General features: G+C 55.5%; 26 protein-coding genes. 17 read left to right on the top strand and 9 right to left on the bottom strand.

All coding sequences use genetic code 11. The annotated features are described in order from the left end of the window. Window positions 1–2: 2 nt before the first annotated feature. From hisN to VIN76_RS02040, 6 genes are all read left to right on the top strand, one after another. Entirely contained in the window at window positions 3–782 is a 780-nt protein-coding gene (gene hisN / locus VIN76_RS02065) for a histidinol-phosphatase (protein WP_332040157.1), read from the top strand. A gap of 173 nt (window positions 783–955) precedes the next feature. Then, the gene (gene rpmI, locus VIN76_RS02060) at window positions 956–1159 is read left to right on the top strand and encodes a 50S ribosomal protein L35 (protein ID WP_066741203.1); all 204 of its coding nucleotides are present in this window, start codon (window positions 956–958) and stop codon (window positions 1157–1159) included. Window positions 1160–1198: 39 nt separating this feature from the next. After that, on the top strand, window positions 1199–1561 hold the full coding sequence (gene rplT, locus VIN76_RS02055) for a 50S ribosomal protein L20 (RefSeq protein WP_332040156.1): 363 nt from the start codon (window positions 1199–1201) through the stop codon (window positions 1559–1561). Between the two features lie 141 nt (window positions 1562–1702). Continuing rightward, on the top strand, window positions 1703–2821 hold the full coding sequence (pheS, locus tag VIN76_RS02050) for a phenylalanine--tRNA ligase subunit alpha (protein ID WP_332040155.1): 1119 nt from the start codon (window positions 1703–1705) through the stop codon (window positions 2819–2821). A gap of 115 nt (window positions 2822–2936) precedes the next feature. Beyond that, a complete protein-coding gene (gene pheT / locus VIN76_RS02045) occupies window positions 2937–5327 on the top strand; it encodes a phenylalanine--tRNA ligase subunit beta (protein WP_332040154.1) in 2391 nt (796 codons plus the stop codon). Between the two features lie 59 nt (window positions 5328–5386). Beyond that, complete coding sequence (locus VIN76_RS02040) at window positions 5387–6958, top strand: peptide chain release factor 3 (RefSeq protein ID WP_332040153.1); 1572 nt, start codon at window positions 5387–5389, stop codon at window positions 6956–6958. A gap of 18 nt (window positions 6959–6976) precedes the next feature. Here VIN76_RS02040 and VIN76_RS02035 read toward each other — a convergent pair whose 3' ends face one another. The 3 genes from VIN76_RS02035 to metX are packed head-to-tail and all read right to left on the bottom strand — an operon-like array spanning window position 6977 to window position 10535. Then, the gene (locus VIN76_RS02035; protein WP_332040152.1) at window positions 6977–8770 is read right to left on the bottom strand and encodes an SLC13 family permease; all 1794 of its coding nucleotides are present in this window, start codon (window positions 8768–8770) and stop codon (window positions 6977–6979) included. Window positions 8771–8823: 53 nt separating this feature from the next. Beyond that, a complete protein-coding gene (metW, locus tag VIN76_RS02030) occupies window positions 8824–9414 on the bottom strand; it encodes a methionine biosynthesis protein MetW (RefSeq protein ID WP_332040151.1) in 591 nt (196 codons plus the stop codon). After that, complete coding sequence (metX, locus tag VIN76_RS02025; protein ID WP_332040150.1) at window positions 9411–10535, bottom strand: homoserine O-acetyltransferase MetX; 1125 nt, start codon at window positions 10533–10535, stop codon at window positions 9411–9413. Before metX ends, metW begins: the two co-directional genes overlap by 4 nt. A 122-nt stretch (window positions 10536–10657) precedes the next feature. Between metX and hisC the strand changes: the two genes are divergently transcribed. The 3 genes from hisC (at window position 10658) to VIN76_RS02010 (ending at window position 12934) form a co-directional block, all read left to right on the top strand. Further along, the gene (gene hisC, locus VIN76_RS02020) at window positions 10658–11764 is read left to right on the top strand and encodes a histidinol-phosphate transaminase (RefSeq protein WP_332040149.1); all 1107 of its coding nucleotides are present in this window, start codon (window positions 10658–10660) and stop codon (window positions 11762–11764) included. Next, window positions 11764–12690: a prephenate/arogenate dehydrogenase family protein gene (locus tag VIN76_RS02015; protein WP_332040148.1), complete on the top strand. Its 927-nt coding sequence runs from the start codon at window positions 11764–11766 to the stop codon at window positions 12688–12690. Before hisC ends, VIN76_RS02015 begins: the two co-directional genes overlap by 1 nt. A 100-nt stretch (window positions 12691–12790) precedes the next feature. Continuing rightward, window positions 12791–12934, top strand: coding sequence for a hypothetical protein (locus VIN76_RS02010; protein WP_332040147.1), 144 nt, complete (start codon window positions 12791–12793; stop codon window positions 12932–12934). A 25-nt stretch (window positions 12935–12959) separates the two neighbouring features. Here VIN76_RS02010 and VIN76_RS02005 read toward each other — a convergent pair whose 3' ends face one another. Continuing rightward, window positions 12960–13622: an MBL fold metallo-hydrolase gene (locus tag VIN76_RS02005; protein WP_332040146.1), complete on the bottom strand. Its 663-nt coding sequence runs from the start codon at window positions 13620–13622 to the stop codon at window positions 12960–12962. 58 nt (window positions 13623–13680) lie between these two features. Next, the gene (locus VIN76_RS02000) at window positions 13681–14385 is read right to left on the bottom strand and encodes a S24 family peptidase (protein ID WP_332040145.1); all 705 of its coding nucleotides are present in this window, start codon (window positions 14383–14385) and stop codon (window positions 13681–13683) included. A 165-nt stretch (window positions 14386–14550) separates the two neighbouring features. Here VIN76_RS02000 and VIN76_RS01995 point away from each other — a divergent pair, with 165 nt between their 5' ends. Next, window positions 14551–14739: a hypothetical protein gene (locus VIN76_RS01995; RefSeq protein WP_332040144.1), complete on the top strand. Its 189-nt coding sequence runs from the start codon at window positions 14551–14553 to the stop codon at window positions 14737–14739. Beyond that, window positions 14729–15079 carry a hypothetical protein gene (locus tag VIN76_RS01990; RefSeq protein WP_332040143.1) on the top strand — a complete coding sequence of 117 codons (351 nt, stop codon included), beginning with the start codon at window positions 14729–14731 and terminating at the stop codon, window positions 15077–15079. The genes VIN76_RS01995 and VIN76_RS01990 overlap by 11 nt, the downstream gene beginning before the upstream one ends. Here the strand turns inward: VIN76_RS01990 and VIN76_RS01985 are convergent. Continuing rightward, window positions 15076–16050, bottom strand: a complete 975-nt coding sequence (locus VIN76_RS01985) for a hypothetical protein (RefSeq protein ID WP_332040142.1) — start codon at window positions 16048–16050, stop codon at window positions 15076–15078. The genes VIN76_RS01990 and VIN76_RS01985 overlap by 4 nt on opposite strands. Before the next feature lie 25 nt (window positions 16051–16075). After that, entirely contained in the window at window positions 16076–17308 is a 1233-nt protein-coding gene (locus VIN76_RS01980) for a TIGR04063 family PEP-CTERM/XrtA system glycosyltransferase (RefSeq protein ID WP_332040141.1), read from the bottom strand. A 109-nt stretch (window positions 17309–17417) separates the two neighbouring features. Here VIN76_RS01980 and VIN76_RS01975 point away from each other — a divergent pair, with 109 nt between their 5' ends. Together VIN76_RS01975 and VIN76_RS01970 are read left to right on the top strand one after the other, a co-directional pair. Then, a complete protein-coding gene (locus VIN76_RS01975; RefSeq protein WP_332040140.1) occupies window positions 17418–17585 on the top strand; it encodes a hypothetical protein in 168 nt (55 codons plus the stop codon). Further along, the gene (locus tag VIN76_RS01970) at window positions 17578–18972 is read left to right on the top strand and encodes a putative O-glycosylation ligase, exosortase A system-associated (protein WP_332040139.1); all 1395 of its coding nucleotides are present in this window, start codon (window positions 17578–17580) and stop codon (window positions 18970–18972) included. The genes VIN76_RS01975 and VIN76_RS01970 overlap by 8 nt, the downstream gene beginning before the upstream one ends. A gap of 28 nt (window positions 18973–19000) precedes the next feature. Here VIN76_RS01970 and VIN76_RS01965 read toward each other — a convergent pair whose 3' ends face one another. Together VIN76_RS01965 and pyk are read right to left on the bottom strand one after the other, a co-directional pair. Continuing rightward, entirely contained in the window at window positions 19001–19555 is a 555-nt protein-coding gene (locus tag VIN76_RS01965) for a manganese efflux pump MntP family protein (protein ID WP_332040138.1), read from the bottom strand. Window positions 19556–19566: 11 nt separating this feature from the next. Then, window positions 19567–21018, bottom strand: coding sequence for a pyruvate kinase (pyk, locus tag VIN76_RS01960; RefSeq protein ID WP_332040137.1), 1452 nt, complete (start codon window positions 21016–21018; stop codon window positions 19567–19569). Window positions 21019–21118: 100 nt separating this feature from the next. Between pyk and VIN76_RS01955 the strand changes: the two genes are divergently transcribed. The 4 genes from VIN76_RS01955 to VIN76_RS01940 are packed head-to-tail and all read left to right on the top strand — an operon-like array spanning window position 21119 to window position 22855. Further along, window positions 21119–21427 carry a DUF1244 domain-containing protein gene (locus tag VIN76_RS01955; RefSeq protein ID WP_332040136.1) on the top strand — a complete coding sequence of 103 codons (309 nt, stop codon included), beginning with the start codon at window positions 21119–21121 and terminating at the stop codon, window positions 21425–21427. Between the two features lie 53 nt (window positions 21428–21480). Then, entirely contained in the window at window positions 21481–21723 is a 243-nt protein-coding gene (locus tag VIN76_RS01950) for a DUF2312 domain-containing protein (RefSeq protein ID WP_332040135.1), read from the top strand. Window positions 21724–21767: 44 nt separating this feature from the next. After that, entirely contained in the window at window positions 21768–22088 is a 321-nt protein-coding gene (locus VIN76_RS01945; protein WP_332040134.1) for a heavy metal-binding domain-containing protein, read from the top strand. A 23-nt stretch (window positions 22089–22111) separates the two neighbouring features. Beyond that, window positions 22112–22855 carry a YebC/PmpR family DNA-binding transcriptional regulator gene (locus tag VIN76_RS01940; RefSeq protein ID WP_332040133.1) on the top strand — a complete coding sequence of 248 codons (744 nt, stop codon included), beginning with the start codon at window positions 22112–22114 and terminating at the stop codon, window positions 22853–22855. Window positions 22856–22882 lie beyond the last annotated feature (27 nt).

Raw genomic sequence — 22882 nt, 5'->3', positions numbered from 1 at the left:
TCATGACCCCCAAAGATATTGCCCTTGCCGAACAGCTTGCCGATGCAGCCGGTGAAGCGATCCGGCCGTTTTTCCGCGCAAAGTTCGACCAGGAAGCCAAAAGCGATTCCACCCCGGTCACCGACGCGGACCGCGCCGCGGAATGCGCAATGCGCAAGATTATCGAAACGCTTTGCCCCGAAGACGGGATTATCGGGGAGGAATATGGCACGATAAACGAAGGGGCTTCGCGCCAATGGGTGCTCGACCCGATCGACGGCACGACCAGCTTTATCGCGGGCCGCCCGATTTTCGGCACGCTGATCGCGCTCATGCAGGACGGGTGGCCGGTCATTGGCATCATTGACCAGCCGATTGCCCGAGAACGCTGGGTGGGAGTCGTGGGGAGGCCAACCACGTTTAACGGTGCCGCCGTGCAAACCGCGCGCTGCCGTGACCTGAAAGATGCCGTGCTCGCCACCACCTCGCCGCATCTGTTTGACGAACATGATGCCGACCATTTCATGGGGCTGGCCAGCAAAGTCGCGCCGCGCAAGATTATCTATGGCGGTGATTGCTATAATTACGGGCTGGTGGCCAGCGGCCATGTCGATCTGGTCTGTGAAGCGGGCCTGCAACTTCATGATTTTGCCGCTCTTGCCCCGATTATCGATGGTGCTGGCGGCATGATGTGCGACTGGAACGGGGAGCCGCTTAACGCGGATTCGGACGGCCATGTTCTGGCCATCGGGGATCAGGCGCGCGTCGATGATATTCTGGAAGCGCTTGCCTGCCATCATTAATGCGGGGCCGCTATCAGTTATCGGGTAGCAATCGGGCAATAATCGGGCCTGTTTTGGTAATATCTCTTGCATTTCGGGCGAATCCGGCTATTGCCGCCCTTCCGATGTGACGCACTGGCCAGTGTTGGGCTGCCACCTGTGTCTGTAACGGTACTTTCTTAGAGGAGACCAAAATGCCCAAGTTGAAGACCAAAAGCGGTGTGAAGAAACGTTTCAAAATCACTGCAACCGGTAAGGTGAAGCACGGCGTAGCCGGCAAACGCCACCGTTTGATGAGCCATAACAGCAAATATATCCGTCAGAACCGCGGCACCAAGAAATTGTGTGATGCCGATGCTCGGACAGTCAAGAAATGGGCGCCATACGGCCTGGGTTAATCCCGCCGCAGCGACTTGCAACTTACAAGGATATAGAAAATGGCACGTGTAAAACGGGGTACGACCACTCGTACAAAACATAAAAGATTATTAGAGCAGGCCAAAGGTTATTATGGCCGCCGCAAAAATACCATCCGCATCGCGCGGCAGGCTGTCGAAAAAGCCGGCCAATATGCGTATCGCGACCGTAAAGTTAAAAAGCGGACGTTCCGCGGCCTGTGGATCCAGCGTATCAACGCTGCTGTTCGCGCAGAAGGCATGACCTATGGCACGTTCATTCACGGCACCAAGCTGGCCGGAATTGAACTGGACCGTAAAGTGCTTGCCGACCTGGCGATGAATGAACCTGCTGTGTTTAGCGGTATCATCAAACAGGCGCAGGATGCTCTGGCGAAAGCCTAAAGCTCATTAGAATTGAAAAGAAGCGCCGGAGAGCAATCTCGCGGCGCTTTTTTATTGGGTTTTTGACAAGACTTGCCTAGACGTGGCGTGTCAAAACGGGGCCTGACTGGACAAGCAGCGAAGATAAAACAGGACATAGCGATGAGCGACATCGAAGCAATCAAACATAAATATCTGGACGAGATCGCAGCGGTTTCGACCGGCGATGCTTTGGAAGCGATCCGGGTGGCCGCGCTTGGTAAAAAGGGCGAGATTTCGTTGCTGCTCAAAACGCTTGGTAAAATGACGCCGGAAGAACGGCAGACCGAGGGACCAAAAATCAACGGTGCCCGTCAAGCCGTGGCCGATGCCATCGCCGCACGCAAGGAAGCGATGGAAAGCGAAGCGCTGAACGCTCGCCTCGCCACCGAAAAGCTCGACATGACCTTGCCGCCGCCTTCCGCTCCCAAGGGCAGCATCCATCCGGTGTCACAGGTCATGGACGAACTGGCCGAGATATTCGCTGATCTTGGTTTCTCCGTCGCTACGGGTCCGGAAATCGAAGATGACTGGCATAATTTCACCGCGCTCAATATCCCGGAAACCCATCCGGCGCGGGCGATGCATGATACATTCTATTTCCCTGTACCGGAAGGGTCGGAGGAGCTTCCCAAATTGCTGCGCACCCACACATCGCCGGTGCAAATCCGCACGATGGTGGACGTTGCAAAGAAAACCGGCGGTTCTGGCGAACCGATTTATCTTATCGCGCCGGGCCGCACCTATCGCAGCGACAGCGATGCCACCCATACGCCCATGTTCCACCAGGTCGAAGGGCTGGTGATCGACAAGGGCATTCACATGGGTCACCTGAAATGGACGCTGGAAACCTTTGTCCGCGCGTTTTTTGAACGTGACGATATCGAACTGCGTCTGCGGCCCAGCTATTTCCCGTTTACGGAGCCTTCTGCCGAAGTCGATGTCGGCTTCTCGGTCGAGAATGGCCGCCGTATCATTGGCGGCGATGCGCGAAGCAACGAAGGGGGCTGGATGGAGATTCTGGGCTCCGGCATGGTTCACCCCAATGTCATCCGCAATTGCGGGCTGGACCCCGATGTCTGGCAGGGCTTTGCCTTTGGTTGCGGCATCGATCGGCTGGCGATGCTGAAATATGGCATGGACGATCTACGGGCCTTTTTTGATGGCGATCTTCGCTGGGCCGAACATTATGGTTTTGGCGCGCTCGACGTGCCCACATTGAGCGGAGGAGTCGGCGCATGAAGTTGACGGCCATTCATCCTATAAACAAAACACCCGTCACCCCTGCGAAGGCAGGGGTCCAGTTCCATCATTTTCAGTCAGGAAAAATCTCTATCATGATTGGGGGGCAGGCAGAATGAAGTTTTCACTCTCATGGCTCAAAGCCCATCTCGATACGGACGCAAGCCTGACCGAAATTACCGACAAGCTGACCGATATTGGTCTGGAGATGGAAGGGATCGAGAATCCCGCCGATGCTCTGAAACCGTTTCGCGTTGCCAAGGTGCTCGAAGCGGGGCCGCATCCCAATGCGGACAAGCTGCAACTGTTAAAGGTTGACGATGGTTCGGCCGAGCCCTGGCAGGTCGTGTGCGGTGCGCCCAATGCGCGTCAGGGGATGATCGGCGTTTTTGGCCCGCCCGGCACCTATATTCCCGGCAGCGATTTTACCCTGAAGCCCGCTAAAATCCGCGATGTGGAAAGTTTCGGGATGATGTGCAGCGCGCGCGAACTGGAACTGGGCGATGACCATGACGGTATTATCGAGCTTCCAGCCGAAGCGGCGGATGCTGTCGGGCAGAGCTATGCCGATTATGCCGGGCTTGATGATCCGGTGCTGGACGTGTCCATCACGCCCAATCGTCAGGACTGCATGGGCGTGCGCGGTATTGCCCGCGATCTGGCGGCTGCCGGATTGGGAACGCTGAAATCGCTGAGCACGGCGTATCGTGATGCAAAGCTGGATATTGCAGGCACAGGCCCCGGTCCCGATGTTCGCACCGATGATCCGGAAGGCTGCCCTGCCTTTTATGCCCGCAGTGTAAGCGGCGTTACCAACGGCCCGTCCCCGGACTGGATGCAGCGCCATTTGAAATCCGCAGGTCAGAAACCGATCAATGTCCTCGTCGATATTACAAATTTTGTGATGTTTGATCTGGGCCGGCCGCTGCACGTCTATGACGCCGCAAAGCTGAACGGTGAACAGGTCGCCAGAAAGGCCAAAGCGGGGGAGAAGCTCACCGCGCTGAACGACAAGGAATATACGCTCGACGAGAGCATGACCGTGATCGCGGACGACAATGGCGCGCATGATATTGGCGGGATCATGGGCGGCGCGGCGACGGGTGCGGGTGATGACACGACTGACGTGCTCATTGAATGTGCTTATTTCAAGCCGGAAAAAATTGCGCGGACGGGCCAGAAATTAATGCTGACTTCCGACGCGCGCCAGCGGTTTGAGCGCGGCGTCGATCCTGCTTTTCTTGACGACGGTCTGGCGATAGCGACATGGCTGATTACCGAGCATTGCGGCGGCACGCCCAGCGAGATAACACGCGCCGGAACCCCGCCGGTGGAGATCCGGGCCATCAGCTTTAACCCGCAGAAAACTGCGGATTTAGGCGGCGTAGATGTGCCTGCGGATGAACAGAAGGCGATACTCGAAGCCCTGGGCTTTACTGTCGATGAGAGCTGGCAGGTCACGGTCCCAAGCTGGCGCCGTGACGTCACCGGCTGGCAGGACCTGGTTGAGGAGATTGTACGGATCAAGGGGTTAGACTCCATTTCCTCCACCCCCCTTCCGCGCAAACCCGGCGTTGCCAAGCCAACCGCATCGCCAGAGCAGCTTTCCGAACGTAAAGCCCGCCGGGCTGCTGCCGCACGCGGTCTCAACGAGTTGGTAACATGGAGCTTCATCTCCGAGAAAGAAGCCGCGCCATTTGGCGGCGGGATATGGTCGCTTGCCAATCCGATAAGCGAAGACCTGAAAGTCATGCGCCCCTCGCTCCTGCCCGGCCTGATCGCGGCAGCGCAGCGCAATGCCGATCGCGGAGCGTCATCCATCCGTCTGTTTGAAGTGGGACGCCGTTATCTTGAGCAAGCGGAACATCAGACCCTTGGGCTGGTGCTGGCCGGTGAAAACCGCGCGCGAAGCTGGCAATCGGGAGCGGCCACCAGATTTGACGCATATGATGCCAAGGCAGAAGTGCTCGCGATTCTGGAAGCCGCCGGAGCGCCGACAGACAAGCTGATGGACTTTGGTGAAGCCGGAACCCATTATCATCCCGGCCAGTCGGGCACATTGCGCCTTGGGCCAAAGAAGATTCTTGCCGCTTATGGCGTGCTGCATCCTTCGGTCACAAAGGCGATGGGCCTGAAAGGCGCGGTGGTTGCTGCCGAGATATTCCTTGATGCCATTCCGGTGAAAAAAGCCAAGGGGCATATGCGCGAAGCCTTTGCTCCGCCTGCGCTGCAAGCGGTGAACCGTGACTTTGCGTTCATCGTCGATGCGGATTTGCCGGCCGGCGATCTGGTGCGCGCAGTCAAAGGGGCGGACAAGAAACTGATTACCGGTGCGCGGTTGTTCGACCTGTTCCAGGGCGAAAGTCTTGGCGAAGGCAAGAAGTCGCTGGCGGTGGAAATTACCCTTCAGCCGGTTGACGCGACCCTGACCGAAGAGGATTTGAAAGCCGTTTCGGACAAGGTTGTGGCAAGCGCCGCGAAACTGGGCGCGGAGCTGAGGGGATAGATTCGTCATTCTAAGCGAACCGTTAATCAAGCGCGGCAGTATGACGAGATTATGAGATTATGACAAAAAACACCAACCCTCGCCGCACATTTGCGATTATTTCCCACCCCGATGCGGGTAAGACGACGCTGACCGAAAAGCTGTTGCTGAAAGGCGGCGCAATCCATCTGGCGGGGGAGGTAAAGGCACGCGGCGACAACCGGCGGGCGCGGTCCGACTGGATGAAGATCGAGCAGCAGCGCGGTATTTCCGTGACCAGCTCGGTGATGACTTTTGAACGGAACGGCATCGTCTTTAACCTGCTCGATACGCCGGGGCACGAGGATTTTTCCGAGGATACCTATCGCACGCTAACCGCTGTCGATAGCGCGATCATGGTGATCGACGCTGCCAGCGGCATCGAGGCGCAGACGTTGAAGCTCTTTGAAGTGTGCCGCATGCGCAACGTTCCGATCATCACTTTCGTCAACAAGGTGGACCGCGAAGGCCGCGATCCTTTTGAATTGCTAGACGAAGTGGCGGACAAGCTTGCTCTGGATGTCTGCCCGATGAGCTGGCCCACCGGCATGGGCGGGCAGTTTGAAGGGGTTTACGACCTATACCGCAACCAGCTTCACCAGCCAGAGGGCGAGAGAAAGGTCTATAGCGGCAAAGTTCAGCAATTTGACGGGCTGGATGATCCCCGGCTCGCCGAAGTGCTCAGCGAGGAGGCTTATGAGCGGCTGACGAGTGAAGGCGAGCTGGCGCAGGGCGGCTATAGCAGCTTTGACCTGGAAGCCTATCAGAATGGCGATCTTACTCCCGTATATTTCGGTTCCGCGCTTAAACAATTTGGCGTTGAAGAGTTGATCGAGGCGATTGCCGACTATGCGCCCAGCCCGCGGCCACAGCCAGCCGAACCTGCACCGATTGACCCGGAAAGCAACGATGTCACCGGCTTCATTTTCAAGATTCAGGCGAATATGGATCCGCAGCACCGCGACCGGATTGCTTTCATGCGGCTCTGTTCCGGCCAGTTCAAACGCGGTATGAAATTGATTCCGTCGGGGCTTGGCAAGCCCATTGCGATCCATTCGCCCATCCTGTTCTTTGCCCAAGACCGCGAAATTGCCGACACGGCTGAACCAGGTGATATTATCGGCATCCCCAATCACGGCACATTGCGGGTGGGCGATACATTGTCAGAGAAAAACCAGGTGCGGATTACCGGCCTGCCCAATTTCGCCCCGGAAATCCTGCGCCGTGTGATCCTGAAAGACCCGACCCAGACCAAGAAACTTCGCAAGGCGCTCGACGACTTGTCGGAAGAGGGTGTTGTGCAGGTTTTCTATCCCGCAATCGGGGCCAACTGGATTATCGGTGTGGTCGGCCAATTGCAGCTGGAAGTGCTGATCAGCCGGTTGTCTGCGGAATATAAGGTGGAGGCTGGTCTGGAAGCCGCGCCGTTCGAAACCGCCCGCTGGATCAGCGGCGATGATGCTGTTCTGGACGCTTTTGCCAATATCAACCAGGCCAACCTGGCACGCGACCGCGATGATAATCTGGTCTTCATGGCAAAATCGGGATGGGACGTGAATTATCAGGAAGAACGCAATCCCGAAATCAAGTTTAGCGCGACGCGGGAACGGTGATTTCAAACACCATTATAATCAGAAAACATAATAGATTGCCATACAAGCCGCCAGGCCCACGCCAATATTGAGCGGCAAGCCAATCCGGACAAAATCGGAAAAGTGGTAATTACCCGCCGCATAGACCAAGGTGTTGGTTTGATAACCCACCGGCGTCGCAAAGCTTGCCGATGCGCCGAACATCACCGCGACCAACAGGCTGCGGACATCGACGCCGGTTTGTGCGGCAATACCGATTACCAAGGGCGTCATGATAACAGCAACCGCATTATTGGTCGCGGTTTCGGTTAGCAGGGAGGTCAGAGAATATACCGCAATAATCAGCCAGAGCGGTGAAATCATCTTCAGCAGCGGCAGCAACACGTCGATAATAAGCTGGATCGTGCCTGCATTTTCCAGTCCCTTGCCAACGGCGAGCATTGCGAAAATCAGTACCAGCACATTGCCGTCAATCGCCGTCCATGCTTCATCGCTGTCAATGCATCTGGTCAGCAATACCGCGGCGACGCCCAACATTGCCAGAGCAGCTATTGGCATAACGCCCAGAGTTGCCGCGATCATGATGATGACGAAAGTCATAATGGCCACGGGAGCGCGCCGCCGCCGGTAAGCCTGTGCATCCGGCTCGCGTAAATGCACCAGATCAGCGTTCTCTTGCAAAACGCCTACCGATATGTCGTCGGTCTGGACCAGCAAGCTGTCGCCATGCCTGATCAAAGCACTGGAAAGCGTCGGTCCGGCAATATGGCGCGGGCGAGACAGGCCAAGAACGCGCGCCGGCACACGGGAAAGAAACGGCAGGCTGGGCAAGGACTTACCAACTGATCGATGGGAGGGTCCGATCACCAGCTCGACCAGTCTTGTATTGTCATCATCCAGCGGTGCGGAAGGTTTCATATTACCCGCATAGCCCAATTTGATTCCGTTGGTTTCGGCCAGAGATAACAGCTCCTCCTGCGAGACCGCAGCCACCAATGTTTCGCCGCCTGTTACGACATGGTCGGCAAATCCTAATCGGTCGATGACATTTCCCTTGCGTATGCCGATGAGGGAAATACCCGAGTGTGTGAAAGCGCTAATGTCAGAAATTTTCTCGCCGACAAAGTCGCTGTCGTCATCGAACCGAATATCAGTCAGATATTGCGATTCCGGTATTTGGTCGCTCAGGTTATCATTGCTGCGATTGGGCAGGAACAGAGGCCCGAGTATGGCAAGTATGGCGATCCCGGCTGCCGCAGCAATCAGGCCCACCTGGGTGATTTCAAACAGGCCAAAGGCTGCTTGCCCGTTTTCCTGCGCCACGCCATCCACCAGCAGGTTGGTAGAAGTGCCGAGCAGAGTCAGGCTGCCGCCCATTATGGATATATAAGAAAGCGGGATGAGCAATTTGCTCGCCGCGATGCCCGTTACCTTGGCAATTTTTCGCATGATCGGGATCAGGATGATCACAACCGGAGTGTTATTGACAAAGGCTGAAGACACAAAAGTTCCGCCAAGGAAGCTGCCGATCGCCAAGTAGGGCCGGTTTTCCGCCTTGCGCGCGGCCAGTCCAGCCAGCGCTTCGATCACGCCGGTACGGACCAGTGCGCCGGACAATATGAACATTGCTCCAATCGTCAGCGGAGCGGGGTTGGAAAAGACCGACATCAAATCATTGCTGCCGAGCAAACCGATCAACAACATAAAGGCTGCAGCGACGACGGCTGTGACTGCCGGGGGGCGGCGCTCAGCAACAAAAGCGGCGAACAAGGCGAATAATATCACCAGTCCGGCGTAGGGCTTTGCAACCTCCCAGTAATAAGCCCAATCCAAATTTCGCTCCTAGGTTTCGGGTTTAAATCCCTTTCTAAAGGGATTGGTATTCATCATTTTCTCAGCAAAAATACTGCATGTTCGGCAAGCAAATTGGCCATCGCGTGTCCGGTCTGCTTATCGCCGCTTAAAAACCATTCCTTTTCCTGATGAAATTTACCGTCGCGAACCAGCGCGCGGAAATCGTTTATTGTGACATGGTGGATATTGGGCGTATCATACCACCGTTCGGGCAGTTGCCGCGTGACGGGCATGTGTCCACCGAAAAACAGGGCCATACGCACTCGCCAATGCGCGAAATTGGGAAAGCTGACAAAGGCCTGTTTGCCGATACGCAGCAGTTCATTGATCATCACATCGGGTCGGCGGGTAGTTTGTAAAGTCTGGCTGAGGATCGCATAGTCAAAGCTGTTGTCCGGATAGGCGGAAAGGTCGGTGTCCGCATTTCCCTGCACCACAGAAAGACCTCTGCTAACAGCCGTGGCAACATTGGCCGGGTCAATTTCCAGCCCGCGGGCATCGGCCTGTTTCTGGTCGCGCAGTGCCGCCATCAGTGATCCGTCACCGCATCCGATGTCAAGGACGCGGGAATTGGGGATGATATTGTCGGCGATAATCTGAAGATCAGGGCGGAGTTTGGTCATTGGGGATCTCCCGCCTTCAGAAACCCGTCGACAATCCGGTTCATTTCCGGATTTTCAAGCAGGAAGCTGTCATGGCCAAAGGGACTGGACAGTTCTACAAAGCTCGCCGCCGCGCCCGCTGCGTTCAGCGCATGGACGATCCGGCGCGATTCACTTGTCGGATAGAGCCAGTCGCTATCAAAGCTGATCAGGCAGAACCGTGTTTTTGAGCCTTTGAAGGCATGGGCCAATGTGCCGCCATGTGATTCGGCAAGGTCGAAATAATCCATTGCGCGCGTAATATAGAGATAGCTGTTGGCATCAAAGCGATCGACAAAGCTGATCCCCTGATGCCGCAAATAGCTTTCGACCTGGAAATCGGCGTCAAAGCCGAATGTCTTGGCAGAGCGGTCTTGCAGCCGCCGCCCGAATTTCTCGGTAAGTCCGGCCTCCGACAAATAGGTGATATGGGCGGCCATACGCGCCACGGCCAGGCCACTGCTTGGCGGGTTGTCATCGGCATAATAGGCCCCCTTGCGCCAGCGCGCATCGGCCATAATCGCTTGTCGGCCAACCTCGTGAAAGGCGATATTCTGCGCCGAGTGACGCGCGGCGGACGCAATGATAACCGCAGATTTTACCCGTTCAGGATAAAGCGCGGTCCAGCTAATCGCCTGCATTCCGCCCATTGATCCGCCAATGACGGCATGAAGCCGCTCTATGGCCAGATAATCAAGGAGCAGGGCCTGTGCCTTCACCATGTCGGCGATAGTCAGCATCGGAAAGTCCATGCCCCACTGCTGTCCGGTCGCCGGATTGATTGTCGCAGGGCCGGATGAACCCATGCAGCTACCAATCACATTGGCGCAGATGACAAAATACCGGTCGGTATCAACCGGCTTGCCGGGGCCGACCATGCGTGTCCACCAGCCACCTTTCCCGGTGAGGGGATGGGTTGAGGCGACATATTGATCGCCGGTCAGCGCATGACAAACCAGAACCGCATTGCTGGCATCTGCATTCAAACGGCCATAGGTTTCATAGGCGATTTCAACCGGGGTTAATGCGGCTCCGCTGTCCAGCGGTAATGGTCCGAGCAGGCGGACCGTTTTATCTAACCCGAAACGCGCATCTTGACTCATAATTTTACTCATATTTCTGGGGCTAAGGCGGGATTTGCCGCCGGTCAAACGATATTGCTGTTGACTGACAGGCTGTGAAGGCTAGTCCGGCCTAATATTTGGATATCAATTGAGAGCCTCTTATGGGAAATCTGACACCGCAGCCAAAAGACTGGATCATGGAAATTGCCGCTTATATCCCCGGCAAGGCGGGGAATGAAGACGGTAAAAAGCTGATTAAGCTGTCGGCCAACGAAAATCCGCTGGGGTGCAGCCCGGATGCGGCAGAAGCGATCAAGGCTGCGTCAGCCAGTGTTGACCGCTATCCCGATGGTGGTTCCAGTGCGTTGCGCGCTGCCCTTGGCGCGAAATATGACCTTGATCCCGCACGGATCATCTGCGGAACGGGCTCGGATGATGTGCTGCAACTGGTCGCCAATGTCTTTACCGGTCCGGGCGATGAAATCATCTATGTTCGCTATGGTTTTGCAGTCTATGAAATTGCTGCAAGGCGCTATGGCGGCACACCGGTCGTTGCGGATGACCGTGATTATGGCACAGATGTTGACGCCATTCTGGCTAAGGTTACGGACAGGACAAAGCTGGTCTATCTTGCCAACCCCAACAATCCGACGGGCACATTGTCCAGCGCGCAGGAGATTAAACGGCTGCATGATGCGCTGCCCGGCAATGTCGTTCTGGTGCTGGACGGGGCCTATGCCGAATATCTGGACACGGAGGAAGATGACGGTGCGCTGGAACTGGCCCGCACGGCAGCCAACGTTCTGGTTACACGGACTTTTTCCAAGATTTACGGCCTGGCTGCCGAGCGTATTGGATGGGGCTATGCCTCGGCTGAAATTATTGATGCGATGAACCGTATCCGGCAACCGTTCAATGTGACCGCCGCCGGTCAGCAAGCAGCGTTAGCGGCTTTGGCGGATGACGCTTTTGTCGAGCGGAGCCGGACGCATAACCGCCAATGGCGCGACTGGATGACGGCTGAAATCGAGTCACTGGGCAATCATGGATTGCGAGCCGTTCCATCGCATACCAATTTTCTGCTCGTTCTGTTTGAAGGGGCTGTCTCTGCGGAGGAAGCCAACAAGGCGCTGATGGAAAAAGGCTATGTCGTGCGCTGGTTACCGGGGCAGGGGCTGGCAAACGGCTTGCGTATCACCATCGGAACCGAGGAAGAAACCCGCGGCTTTGTGGATGCCCTGCGCGCCATATTGGAAGCTGCCGACTGATGCTGCCATTTGCGAATATCACTATTATCGGTCTTGGCCTGATCGGATCGTCCATTGCACACGGCGTTAAGGCCAGCATGCCCTCTGCCCGCGTGACCGGCTATGATGCCGATCCGGCGGTTCTTGCCCGTGTGCAGGAACTGGGATTTTGTGATGATCTTGCCGATAGTGCCGGTGCCGCTGTCATAGATGCCGATCTTGTTTTGCTGTGCGTGCCGGTGGGCGCCATGGCGGCGATTGCGGCTGATATTACCGCAGACTTGCCAACAGACGCGGTTATCAGCGATGTTGGTTCCTCCAAGAGCCAGGTGATTGCCACTCTTTCCGCCGCCTTGCCAGGTGCACGGATCATCCCCGCCCATCCGGTTGCCGGAACCGAGCATAGCGGGCCCGATGCGGGTTTTGCGACGCTGTTCCATGACCGCTGGTGCATATTGACGCCGCCCGATGACGCGCAGGAAGGCGATATTGAACGCGTGCGCGCCTTTTGGGAAAAACTGGGCGCGAATATCGAGATCATGGACGCCAAGCATCATGATCTGGTGCTTGCCGTGACGAGCCATTTGCCCCACCTGATCGCTTATACCATTGTTGGCACTGCATCGGATATGGAGCATGTCACAAGCAGCGAAGTGATTAAATATTCCGCTGGCGGGTTTCGTGATTTTACCCGTATTGCGGCCTCTGATCCCACGATGTGGCGCGATGTATTCCTGTCTAACAAGGATGCCGTGCTTGAAATGCTCCAGCGTTTTTCAGAAGACCTGACTGCGCTGCAAAGGGCGATCCGGTGGGATAAGGGTGACGAACTGTTTGACCTTTTCACCAAAACCCGCGCCATCCGCCGCCGGATTATCGAGGAAGGTCAGGATGACGCCGCGCCCGATTTCGGGCGAAGCCACGACGGAACGGGTACGAAACAATAAATCACCCGCCGTCATGCGGCCGCGCCGTTTCTATATTGCGTATTAATATTTATATTATAATCTGTCATCCGGGGCGCGCCATTAACGGAAGGGGATGGTAATGTCAGGAGACCGTAACGAGCACGACCAAGGCGACAGGCGTCAGTCTGATCGCCGGATAGCCGATGATCCGAACTATCAAGGTGTCGAACGCCGCAAGGAAGAGCGCCGGAAAAAGGAGCGCAGAAGCGAACCGCGCGAATAGACTATTGCGAGCTTTCAGTCAGCTCTTAACGCGCCGCCAGTACATCATCCGCGACAAAGGCATTTGTCTTGCGCTCATAACCGAATTGGCTGGTCGGGCCGTGGCCGGGGATGAAAGTCACATCATCGCCAAGCGGCCATAATTTCTGTGTAATCGCGTTGATCAGATCCTGATGGTTGCCGCGCGGAAAGTCGGTGCGGCCAATCGAGCCTTGAAACAGCACGTCGCCCACGATGGCCAGTTTCGATGGTTCGTGATAAAATATGATATGGCCGGGCGTGTGGCCGGGGCAATGGATAACATCCAGCACCAGTTCACCCACAGTGACCTGGTCGCCGTCATTGAGCCAGCGGTCGGGTTCAAAGCTTTTTGCCTCCATCCCATAGCGCGCGCCGTCGCCGTCCAGCTTTTCGATCCAGAACAAATCGTCCTTATGTGGCCCTTCAATGGGTATGCCCAGCTCTTCGGCCAACATTCCTGCTTGTCCGCAATGGTCAAGATGGCCGTGCGTGATGATGATCTTTTCCAGCTCGACGCCATGTTCCGCCACCGCAGCTTTTAACCGTGAAAGATCACCGCCGGGATCGCTCAGCGCTCCTTTATTGGTTTTGGTGCACCATAAAAGCGTGCAATTCTGCTGTAGCGGGGTGACCGGAATGATTACGGCCTTCAATGGAGCGTCTGTCATGATGGCTATTTGGCGGCGTGCGGGTTAAGTTGCAAGGGGTGTGATGCGATCATGTGCTTCACAGCCGCCGTCCGGTCCACACCACGCGGCCAATGAATTGGACGTCCTGCGGTTCAATATCGTCCCAGTCGGGATAGCGCTTGTTATCGCTGCGGATCGACAATTTCCCCGACGGGCGCAGCGCCAGCCGCTTGACCAGCAGAACATCGTCCATACGCAGAACATAGATTCCGTCGCGCAGTGGCCGTTCGGCGGCGCTATGATCGACCATGATATCATCGCCGTCGCACAATGTCGGGTCCATCGAATCGCCATCGACAGAGATCAGCGATAGTTTCGCCGGATCAGCACCAAGCTGTTTCAGCCATTTGGCACTAAAGGCCATGCTGTTCCGGGGCTGTTCGTCATCGGCCAAACTGCCGGGACCGGCGGATGCGCCAAGCTCTAGCTGTTTGATCTGGACCATGTTTCCTATGGCGTGATTTGCCCGGGCCGCGTGCGGGGCGCCGATATGGGCAGGCAGGGCAGCGCCCAGTATCTGTTCATCCACGCCGTAAAATTCCGCCAGTTTCCGACGGTCTTCCTCATCCAGTTTTTTCGGTGTCCCGCGCCTTATATATTGCTGGATATAAGCGGGATTTTTGCCGAGCATCCGCGATAATGATGAAAAATCGTGGCCATATTGCCGGATCAGATGCTCCAGATTGGCACGCGGATCATCACCCGGGAAATTGTCGTCAGGGGCAAAGGATTTCTGGGCCATATATTAACTATATTCCATCTGACCGGAATTGGCAATAGGAAATATCCTAGACATGTAGGAAATATCATCTCAAATAGGAATATACCTATTGCAAGCGAGTCGCCGGGAAGCGGGTTCTCTGCATCAGATGGCATCAAACGACCGGCGCTATATGGAGGACAGCCAATGTATTTACTGAGGGAAATAGAAAAATTCTTGCGTGAAACCGGTATGGCGTGGACCAAATTTGGACGCTTGTCCGTCCGCGATCCCCGTTTTGTTGACGACCTGCGTAATGGCCGCGAACCGGGTAAAAAAATTTCACTAAAAGTAGAACATTTCATGAACAAGTGGCGGAGCGACCATGCGCGTTGAACAGAAAAACGGACATAATCCACGTAGCGCACAGAAAATTCACCGCAAGGATGTGGGTTCTCTATTGATAGAGGAAATCAGGGCGCTGGCTGGACCCAGCCATGATGTGCAGATGGTCAGGGAAAGACCCTGGGCCAGTATCACCTTTTCGGGAATCCGTCATAGTCTGTTGATTAGCCAGGCCAAGGGAGGGGAAGCAACGCTGCCGCCTTCCTTTGCTGACCAAATCGCCGAACATGAATTTGACCTGCCCGGTCATTTCGTCGCCGACATATTGGTCGATGGAATGACCATCGAGATTCTATCGATTATTGATCCTGTCTGCCCGGTTGGAACCTAGCGGGCTGTCATTTTTTCCAATGTGCCCAAAGCCGCTTTCAATGCAGCATCCATATCGGCCTGACGGGAAGACTCCATATTCTCCCGCTGGCCTGCGTCCTGATGGACCCGCGCTTGGTTGATCGGCGTTGCCACAGGTTCCGAAACTTGCGGTTGTGGATAATCGGGCTGGGCAAAAGTCGGGGCCTCAGGAGCATCACCGACTAGAACAGTTTCAAGCTGCTTCAAGCGGTTTAAGCCGGCCTCCAGACGTTCAGCGAGCTGGGCGATGGTCAGATTTGCCAAGTCATCGGCCTGTGTCTCTTCAACCGCTTCTACGGGCAACTCCTCTACCGGAGGCGTTTCAGCTACTGTTTCTTCGACCGGTATTTCCATGGCAGAAACAGATTCTTCAAAAACCGGATCGTCGCTGGTCAAGTTATCAACCGGCAATTCTTCGCTTTCGGCAAAAATCGGCGCGCGTACGGGCGTTTCGCTAAAGGCGCTATATTCGCTATAATTGCCCGTGTACTCTTCACCGTCTTCGCGGCTGAGTATCCTTAGCTGCGGCAAATCGGCCAGATCCATGATTCTCGCTCTATCGCTTTTCGGTTTTTTCAGAAAACGGGTCAGCGACCGGGCGTCGAACCTTGGCAAGCCGAAGCGGATTTTTCTTTCTTTCCGCTGCCCCTGTTCCATTGGATCAGCATGCTCGATATTTTCCGGAAGTGCCAAGGTCATTTGGGATTCCCCTTTGCGATTTAAAAAATAATAAACGGCCGATGCCGCCACCAGACAGGCCATTGCAGCGACCAATCCGCGCGCAGTGTTACCCAGCGGCGGTGATGCGGCGGGTATCAGATCGGGCAGTCCAGCCGCGCCGACGATATTTTCCAGATAGACATGCGGCAGTCCCATGATGGCCAATGCAGCCCCGATGCCTGCCGTTAAGACCAGAGCGGGTTGTTTCAATCGTGCGATATTCTGATTCATAGGCCCCACAATATTTTCCGTCATTTCAGGCTGCCCGCTTACAGGATTTATGCGCTATCAGCCTTTGGTAAACAGGATGGTAACGCAAAATGTTTGACGACCAGTTACGATCTGCTTCAACAAATTTTCGTGCTGTTTCAATGGTTTGTGGCCAAGAGGAACGAGTTTTGAGCAATTCGCCCAGTTTTTGCGCCATTTTTTCAGGCGATTCGGCGGGGAATAAAGTCCCTGTCACACCGTCTTCTATCAGTTCGCGGTGACCGCCAATATCTGACGCTGCCACTATCCGCCCCTGCGCCATGGCTTCCAGGGGTTTGAGCGGAGTGACCAATTCGGTCAGTCGCATCGATTTGCGCGGATAGACCATGACATCCATCAGGCTATAATATCGCTCTACCTCTTCGTGCGGCACGCGGCCCGTAAAGGTAATGGCAGATGCAGCGGGGGAGGAAGCCACCTGCTGCTTAAGGGCTTGTTCCATCGGACCACCCCCGACGAGCAAGAGATGCGCTTCCGGGCTTAGCTTTTGAAGCATCGGCATGGCCGCGATCAGGTCATCAAGCCCTTCATAATCATAGAAACTGCCGATGAAGCCGAGCACGGATTTGCCCGACAGTCCCAATTCCCGGCGCAGATTTTCATCCGGTGCAGGCGGATTGCCGAACAGGTCCATGTCAACGCCATTGGGGGAAACGGTGATCTTGCTTTTATCGACGCCCCGCGAAACCAGGTCGGATTTCAGGCCTTCGCAAATAACAGCCACCGCATCGGCCGCATGAACAACGCGGTTTTCCATCTGCCGCGTCAGCCAATAGCGCGGACTGCCTTCACGGCCCGTCCCGTTGCCGACCGCGGCATCTTCCCAAAACGCCCGTATTTCATAGAGCAGGGGCAGGCCGGTCTTTCGTGCACCGCGCAAGGCGGCAAGCCCGTTAAGCGCCGGCGAATGGGCGTGCAGTACATCCGGCCTCCATTCATCTGCGACTTGCACGATACGATCCGCAAGCGCCGCTATCTCGCGCCACTCGCGAATCGGGGAGGGGCCGTTTACCTTCGTCAAAGTGCGGTAAAACTCCAGCCCGTCCGAATGTTCCAAAGGAGCCTTGGCTTCATAGCCATGCTGGTTCTGGCGTACACCGGTTACAGCGGCGACTTGCAGGCCGCTGGCGATCTGCGCTTTCATAATGGTCCGGGTGCGGAAACAATATCCGCTGTGCAGGGGCAGGCTGTGGTCCAGTATGTGCAGAATCCGCGTCATGGCGAAATTCCTTGCCCAAAAAGGATTAACGTCCCGTCAACCCAAAGCCTGTATCGCCCAGGTTAGTGACATGAATCTGGTGCATTAGCGTAAGGCCGCCTGACCCCGTATGATCGATAATCTTTCCATCGCTCTGACACATGGCTTGCTGCTCATTGCGGTATGGCGGCTGATTCATCGTCCCGATCTGGATCAAGAGGAACCACCCGAACCGGATCGGCAGCCTACAGGCTTTCACATGAAGCGACCAAGCAGTCGGGACCGCCCCGATGCGTGACCTGATTTTCGTCGGCTATCTGCTCTTGCTTTTGCTTCTGGCTTTCAAGCGGCCGTTTATTTTTACGCTGATATACGCCTATATCGATATTGTCGCACCGCAGCGGCTGAGCTATTTCATGCTCAATTCGATACCCTTGTCGCTGCTGGTTTTTGCCGCGGCTTTTCTGGGTTACATCATTGCCGATGACAAGCAGGACAGCCGCTTTTCGGTGCGGCAGGGTGCGATGGTCATCTTGCTGATCTATTGCGGATATACCACGTTTCAGGGTGCCTTGCCCGAAGATGCGATGGAAAAGTGGGACTGGGTATGGAAGGCGCTGGTCTTTGCGATATTCCTGCCGCTGACGCTCAGGACAAAGCTCAGGATAGAAGCGCTGGCGCTGTTCATGGTGCTGAGCGCCGCCACGCTGATTATCACCGGCGGTATCAAGACGCTGGCATCGGGGGGCGGCTATGGTGCGCTGGTCCTGCTGGTCAACGACAATTCCGGGCTTTATGAGGGCTCCATCATTTCCATGGTGGCGATTGCGATCATCCCGCTGATGCTATGGCTGTCGAAACACGGCACGATTTTTCCGCCGGACTGGCGCGTCAAATATTTCACCTTGGCCCTGGTTTTCGCCGCCCTTTTAATTCCCATAGGCACGCAAGCCCGCACCGGCCTGGTCTGCATCGCCGTGCTGGCGTTATTACAACTGCGCTTCGTCAAATACCGTTTTCTCTATGCCGGGCTGGCCATTGCGGCTGGCCTTTTGGTGATTCCATTCCTTCCACAAAGCTTCTCGGAACGCATGGGAACAATCCAGAATTACAAAGCCGACGAATCCGCCTCCACCCGCATCGCTGTGTGGGAGTGGACCATAGAATATGCCAACGCCAACCCGATGGGCGGCGGATTCAATGTCTATCGGCTCAACAAGCTGCGCTATGAACTGGTTCCGGACAAAAGCGAGAATGAGGCAGGGAACGAATATGAATATGATCTGGAAGATACTGGTCCGGTAGAAGTGACGGATGAAGGCCGCGCTTTTCACAGCAGCTATTTCGAGATGCTGGGGGAACAGGGCTATCCCGGTCTTATCCTATGGTTGTTCATCCACTTGGGCGGCATCTGGCGCATGGAAGTGCTGTATCGGCGCTATCGCAGCAGCGCGAAGCCGGGCGATACATGGGTCGCACCGCTGGCCGTCGCTCTGCAAAATGCACATATCATTTATATGGCCGGATCCCTGTTTGTCGGCGTCGCTTTTCAGCCCTTTGTTTATATGCTGGTTGCGCTGCAAATCGGGCTTGATACCTATTTGGGCAGGCGTGAGAAGGAAGCGAAAGCCATTCCGATCGGCGGGCGCTTCCCCGCAGGCAAATTGTCCGCTGCGCGGTTTTGAGAGGCGGTTGGCGGAAAGTATCACATCGCTATATTTGTAGCTCGATAAAGATTTTGATCCCCAAAGCGATGAGTATGATGCCGCCCATGACCTCGGCATATTTCCCGATGCGGGAGCTGGCGATTCCACCGATAAAGACGCCAGCGGCTGATAATATTCCGGTAATCGCCCCGATCACGATACAGGTCCATATAACCGGCAGCTCGAGCGTAGGGAATGTAATGCCGGCCGCCAAAGCATCAATGCTGGTCGCCACCGCTGCTGTTGCCAGTGCCCATCCCGAAAGTTTCGGGGCAGGCTCATCCTCGCCCCCGGGACGCGCTTCCCAAAGCATTTTAAGCCCTAGCCCGCTAAGCAGGACCAGCGCGATCCAATGGTCGAATGCCGCAATCTGCGATACAAATGTGCTGCCAAGTAACCAGCCGAAAATGGGCATCAGCCCCTGGGCCACGCCGAAAGCCAAACCTGTCCGGATGGCATTAAGCGTAGAACTATGCCCCGCAGCACCTTGGGCAACCGCGACCGCAAACGCATCCATTGCCAAGCCGAGGGCAAGAAATATAATGACAGCAAAATGTTCCAAAGTCAGGGCCCCTACTTGCCCTTCAATTCATTTCCGCTCAACCGCACGACATGCAGCAGATTGGTTGATCCCGGCGTGCCAAAGGGAACGCCCGCGCTGATAATGATACGCGACCCTGCCTCACCCAGCTTGTGTCGAAGAGCCATGCGTTTGGACTTGGCAACCATTTCTTCAAAATCGCTGACATCGCGGGTGACGACAGCATGCGCGCCCCATAACAGGCCAGCGCGCCGGGCGGTGTGGCGATCAGGTGTCAGCACCAGCAATGGCACAGAAGGACGCTCGCGGGCCATACGGCGCGCGGTCGAACCGGATTTGGTGAAACAGACAATCGCCGAAGTCGGGATGGTGCGCGCAATATTATAGCTGGCGGCGGCAAGCGCATCGGCGGTGGTAGCATCCGGCACGGTTTCGGTGAAATGGATGCGATCGGCATAGGAAGCATCACTTTCCACCTGGTTCGCAATCCGGTCCATCATTGTCGCCGCTTCGATCGGCCATTTCCCAACTGCCGATTCCGCAGACAGCATGATTGCATCCGCGCCGTCATAAATCGCGGTGGCAACGTCCGATACTTCAGCGCGGGTGGGGGTGGGCGATGTAATCATCGATTCCAGCATCTGGGTCGCGACAACCACCGGTCGGCCCAGTTTACGCGCAGCGGCCACAATACGCTTTTGCAGCGGAGGCACTTGTTCAGGCAACAATTCAACGCCCAGATCGCCGCGCGCCACCATGACTGCGTCTGACAGCTCCAATATCTCTTCCAGCCGGTCTATCGCCGCCGGTTTTTCAATTTTTGCCAGTAGAGCCGCCTTGCCGCCAATCAGACGACGGGCTTCGGCAACATCTTCGGGGCGCTGCACGAAACTCAGCGCGATCCAGTCCACGTCCTGTTTCAGGGCAAAGGTCAGATCCTTGTGGTCCTTCTCGGTGAGTGAGCTGACCGGCAATACAACCTCCGGGACATTCACGCCCTTGCGATCCGATATCGGGCCGCCGACAATGACCTGTGTCTCCACGGATTTACCGTCCGTTTTGGTGACGACCAGCCGGATTTTACCGTCATCCAGCAATAATGTATGGCCGGGTTGCAATGTTTCGATAATTTCCGGATGGGGCAGGCCGACGCGATTGGTATCGCCCTTTGCCTTGTTCAGGTCGAGCGTGAATGTCGCACCGGTTTCCAGCATCACTGGCGCTTTGGCAAAAGTACCGATGCGTAGTTTCGGCCCCTGTAAATCCGCGAGAATGGCTATGGGCCGCCCGACCTTCTTTTCCAGAGCGCGGATGGATTTTACGTTTTCGGCATGCGCGCTATGCTCCCCGTGGCTCATATTCATGCGAAAGGCATCGACCCCGGCGCGGTAGAGTTTTTCGATCATTTCGGGGCTTCCGCTGGCCGGACCGAGGGTTGCGAGCACCTTTACTTTGCGGTCACGGGGGATCATATGCGATACCATCGAAAATTCCTGTCTGCTGGTGCTTTTGATATGTTGAGTACGTGTCTGTTAGCCGCAAAGAATGACAGGGTAAAAACAAAAAGCAATGGGAGTGCCCCACATGACACAAGAAATTTCTGATACAGCCGCCGCGGCCGCTTTTCGGCGTCTTGTTACCCATTTGCAGCACCGCCATGACGCGGAAAATATAGACCTGATGGGTCTTGCCGGTTTTTGCCGCAATTGCCTTGCCGACTGGGTTATGGAGGCCACGAATGAAGCTGGCGGTAATATGACCAAGGATGAAGCGCGTGAGGCGATACACGGTATGCCCGCTGCAGAATGGAAGAAAAAATATCAAAGCGAAGCGACACCGGAAAAGCTGCAACTTATGCAGGAAAGCATAGCCAAAAACGCATCTGCCTCTTAGAAGGCGTTGCGAATCTGAATATCAAATTTCAAATATTGTTAGGGAATGAAATAATGAGCGAAGGCAATGTCGCCGCGGACCAGCTCCGTCTGTTTATTGAGCGTATCGAACGTCTGGAAGAAGAGAAAAAGGGCATAGCCGACGATATTCGTGATGTTTATTCCGAAGCAAAATCACAGGGTTATGACGCAAAAATCATGCGGCAGATCGTCCGTCTGCGTAAAATGGAGCCCCATGACCGCCAGGAAATGGAAGCAATACTTGATGTCTATAAGTCAGCGCTTGGTTTGGCCTGATCTATAGAGTAATATCACTTCTTTAGGCAGCAGGGAGCCGAAATATGATTGTTACCACAACCCCCAGTATCGAAGGACGGACGATAAGCGATTATCGCGGTATTGTGATCGGGGAGGTTATTGTCGGGGCCAATCTTTTCCGCGACCTGTTTGCCAGCATCACGGATATTGTCGGCGGCCGTTCCGGCAAATATGAAAATGTCCTGAAACGTGCACGGGATGAAGCCCTACAGGAAATGCAGGATGAGGCCGCAAAACTGGGGGCCAATGCCGTGGTCGGCGTCGATCTTGACTATGAGGTTGTCGGCGACAAGGGATCAATGTTGATGGTATCCGCATCCGGAACCGCCGTAATTGCACAATGACTAGATTGGAAGTTTAAGAAAATATGGCAGGCCACAGTAAATTTAATAACATCAAACACCGCAAGGGCGCGCAGGATAAAAAGCGTTCGGCAATGTTCTCGAAACTCAGCCGCGAAATCACCGTGGCAGCAAAATCGGGTATGCCTGACCCCGACATGAACCCGCGTCTGCGGCTGGCCGTGAACAACGCCAAGGGGCAATCCATGCCCAAGGACAATATTCAGCGCGCCATCGACAAGGCATCGGCCAATGAGGGCGATGATTACAAGGAAGTCCGTTACGAGGGCTTTGGCCCCGGCGGCGTGTCGTTGATCGTTGAAACATTGACCGACAATATCAACCGCACCGTGACCAATGTGCGCACCATATTCTCTCGCAATGGCGGTAATATGGGTGAGACAGGTTCGGTATCCCACGGATTCGAACGGGTCGGCTATATCAGCTATCCGGCATCTGCGGGTGACGAAGAACAGGTTCTGGAAGCGGCTATGGAAGCCGGAGCGGAAGATATTTCTTCCGATGAAGACGGCCACGAAATCTGGACCGCGATGGAAGATCTGCACGAAGTTGCCGGTGCTTTGGAAAAAACACTTGGTGAAGCGGAAAGCGTAAAGCTCGCATGGCGGCCTACGGTAGAGGTTGAAGTCGATGAAGCGCAGGCCGAAACTTTGCTGAACCTGATCGACGCTCTGGAAGAAGATGACGATGTCCAGAATGTACACGGCAATTACAGCGTGTCGGACGAAATTTTGGAGAAATTAGGGTGACCATAGCCCCTCCCCTTCAGGGGAGGG

The sequence above is a fragment of the Parasphingorhabdus sp. genome (assembly GCF_036568145.1).
Lineage (GTDB): Bacteria > Pseudomonadota > Alphaproteobacteria > Sphingomonadales > Sphingomonadaceae > Parasphingorhabdus.
Note: the sequence above shows the minus strand (reverse complement) of the source record. Positions and strands in the feature narration are given on the sequence as shown.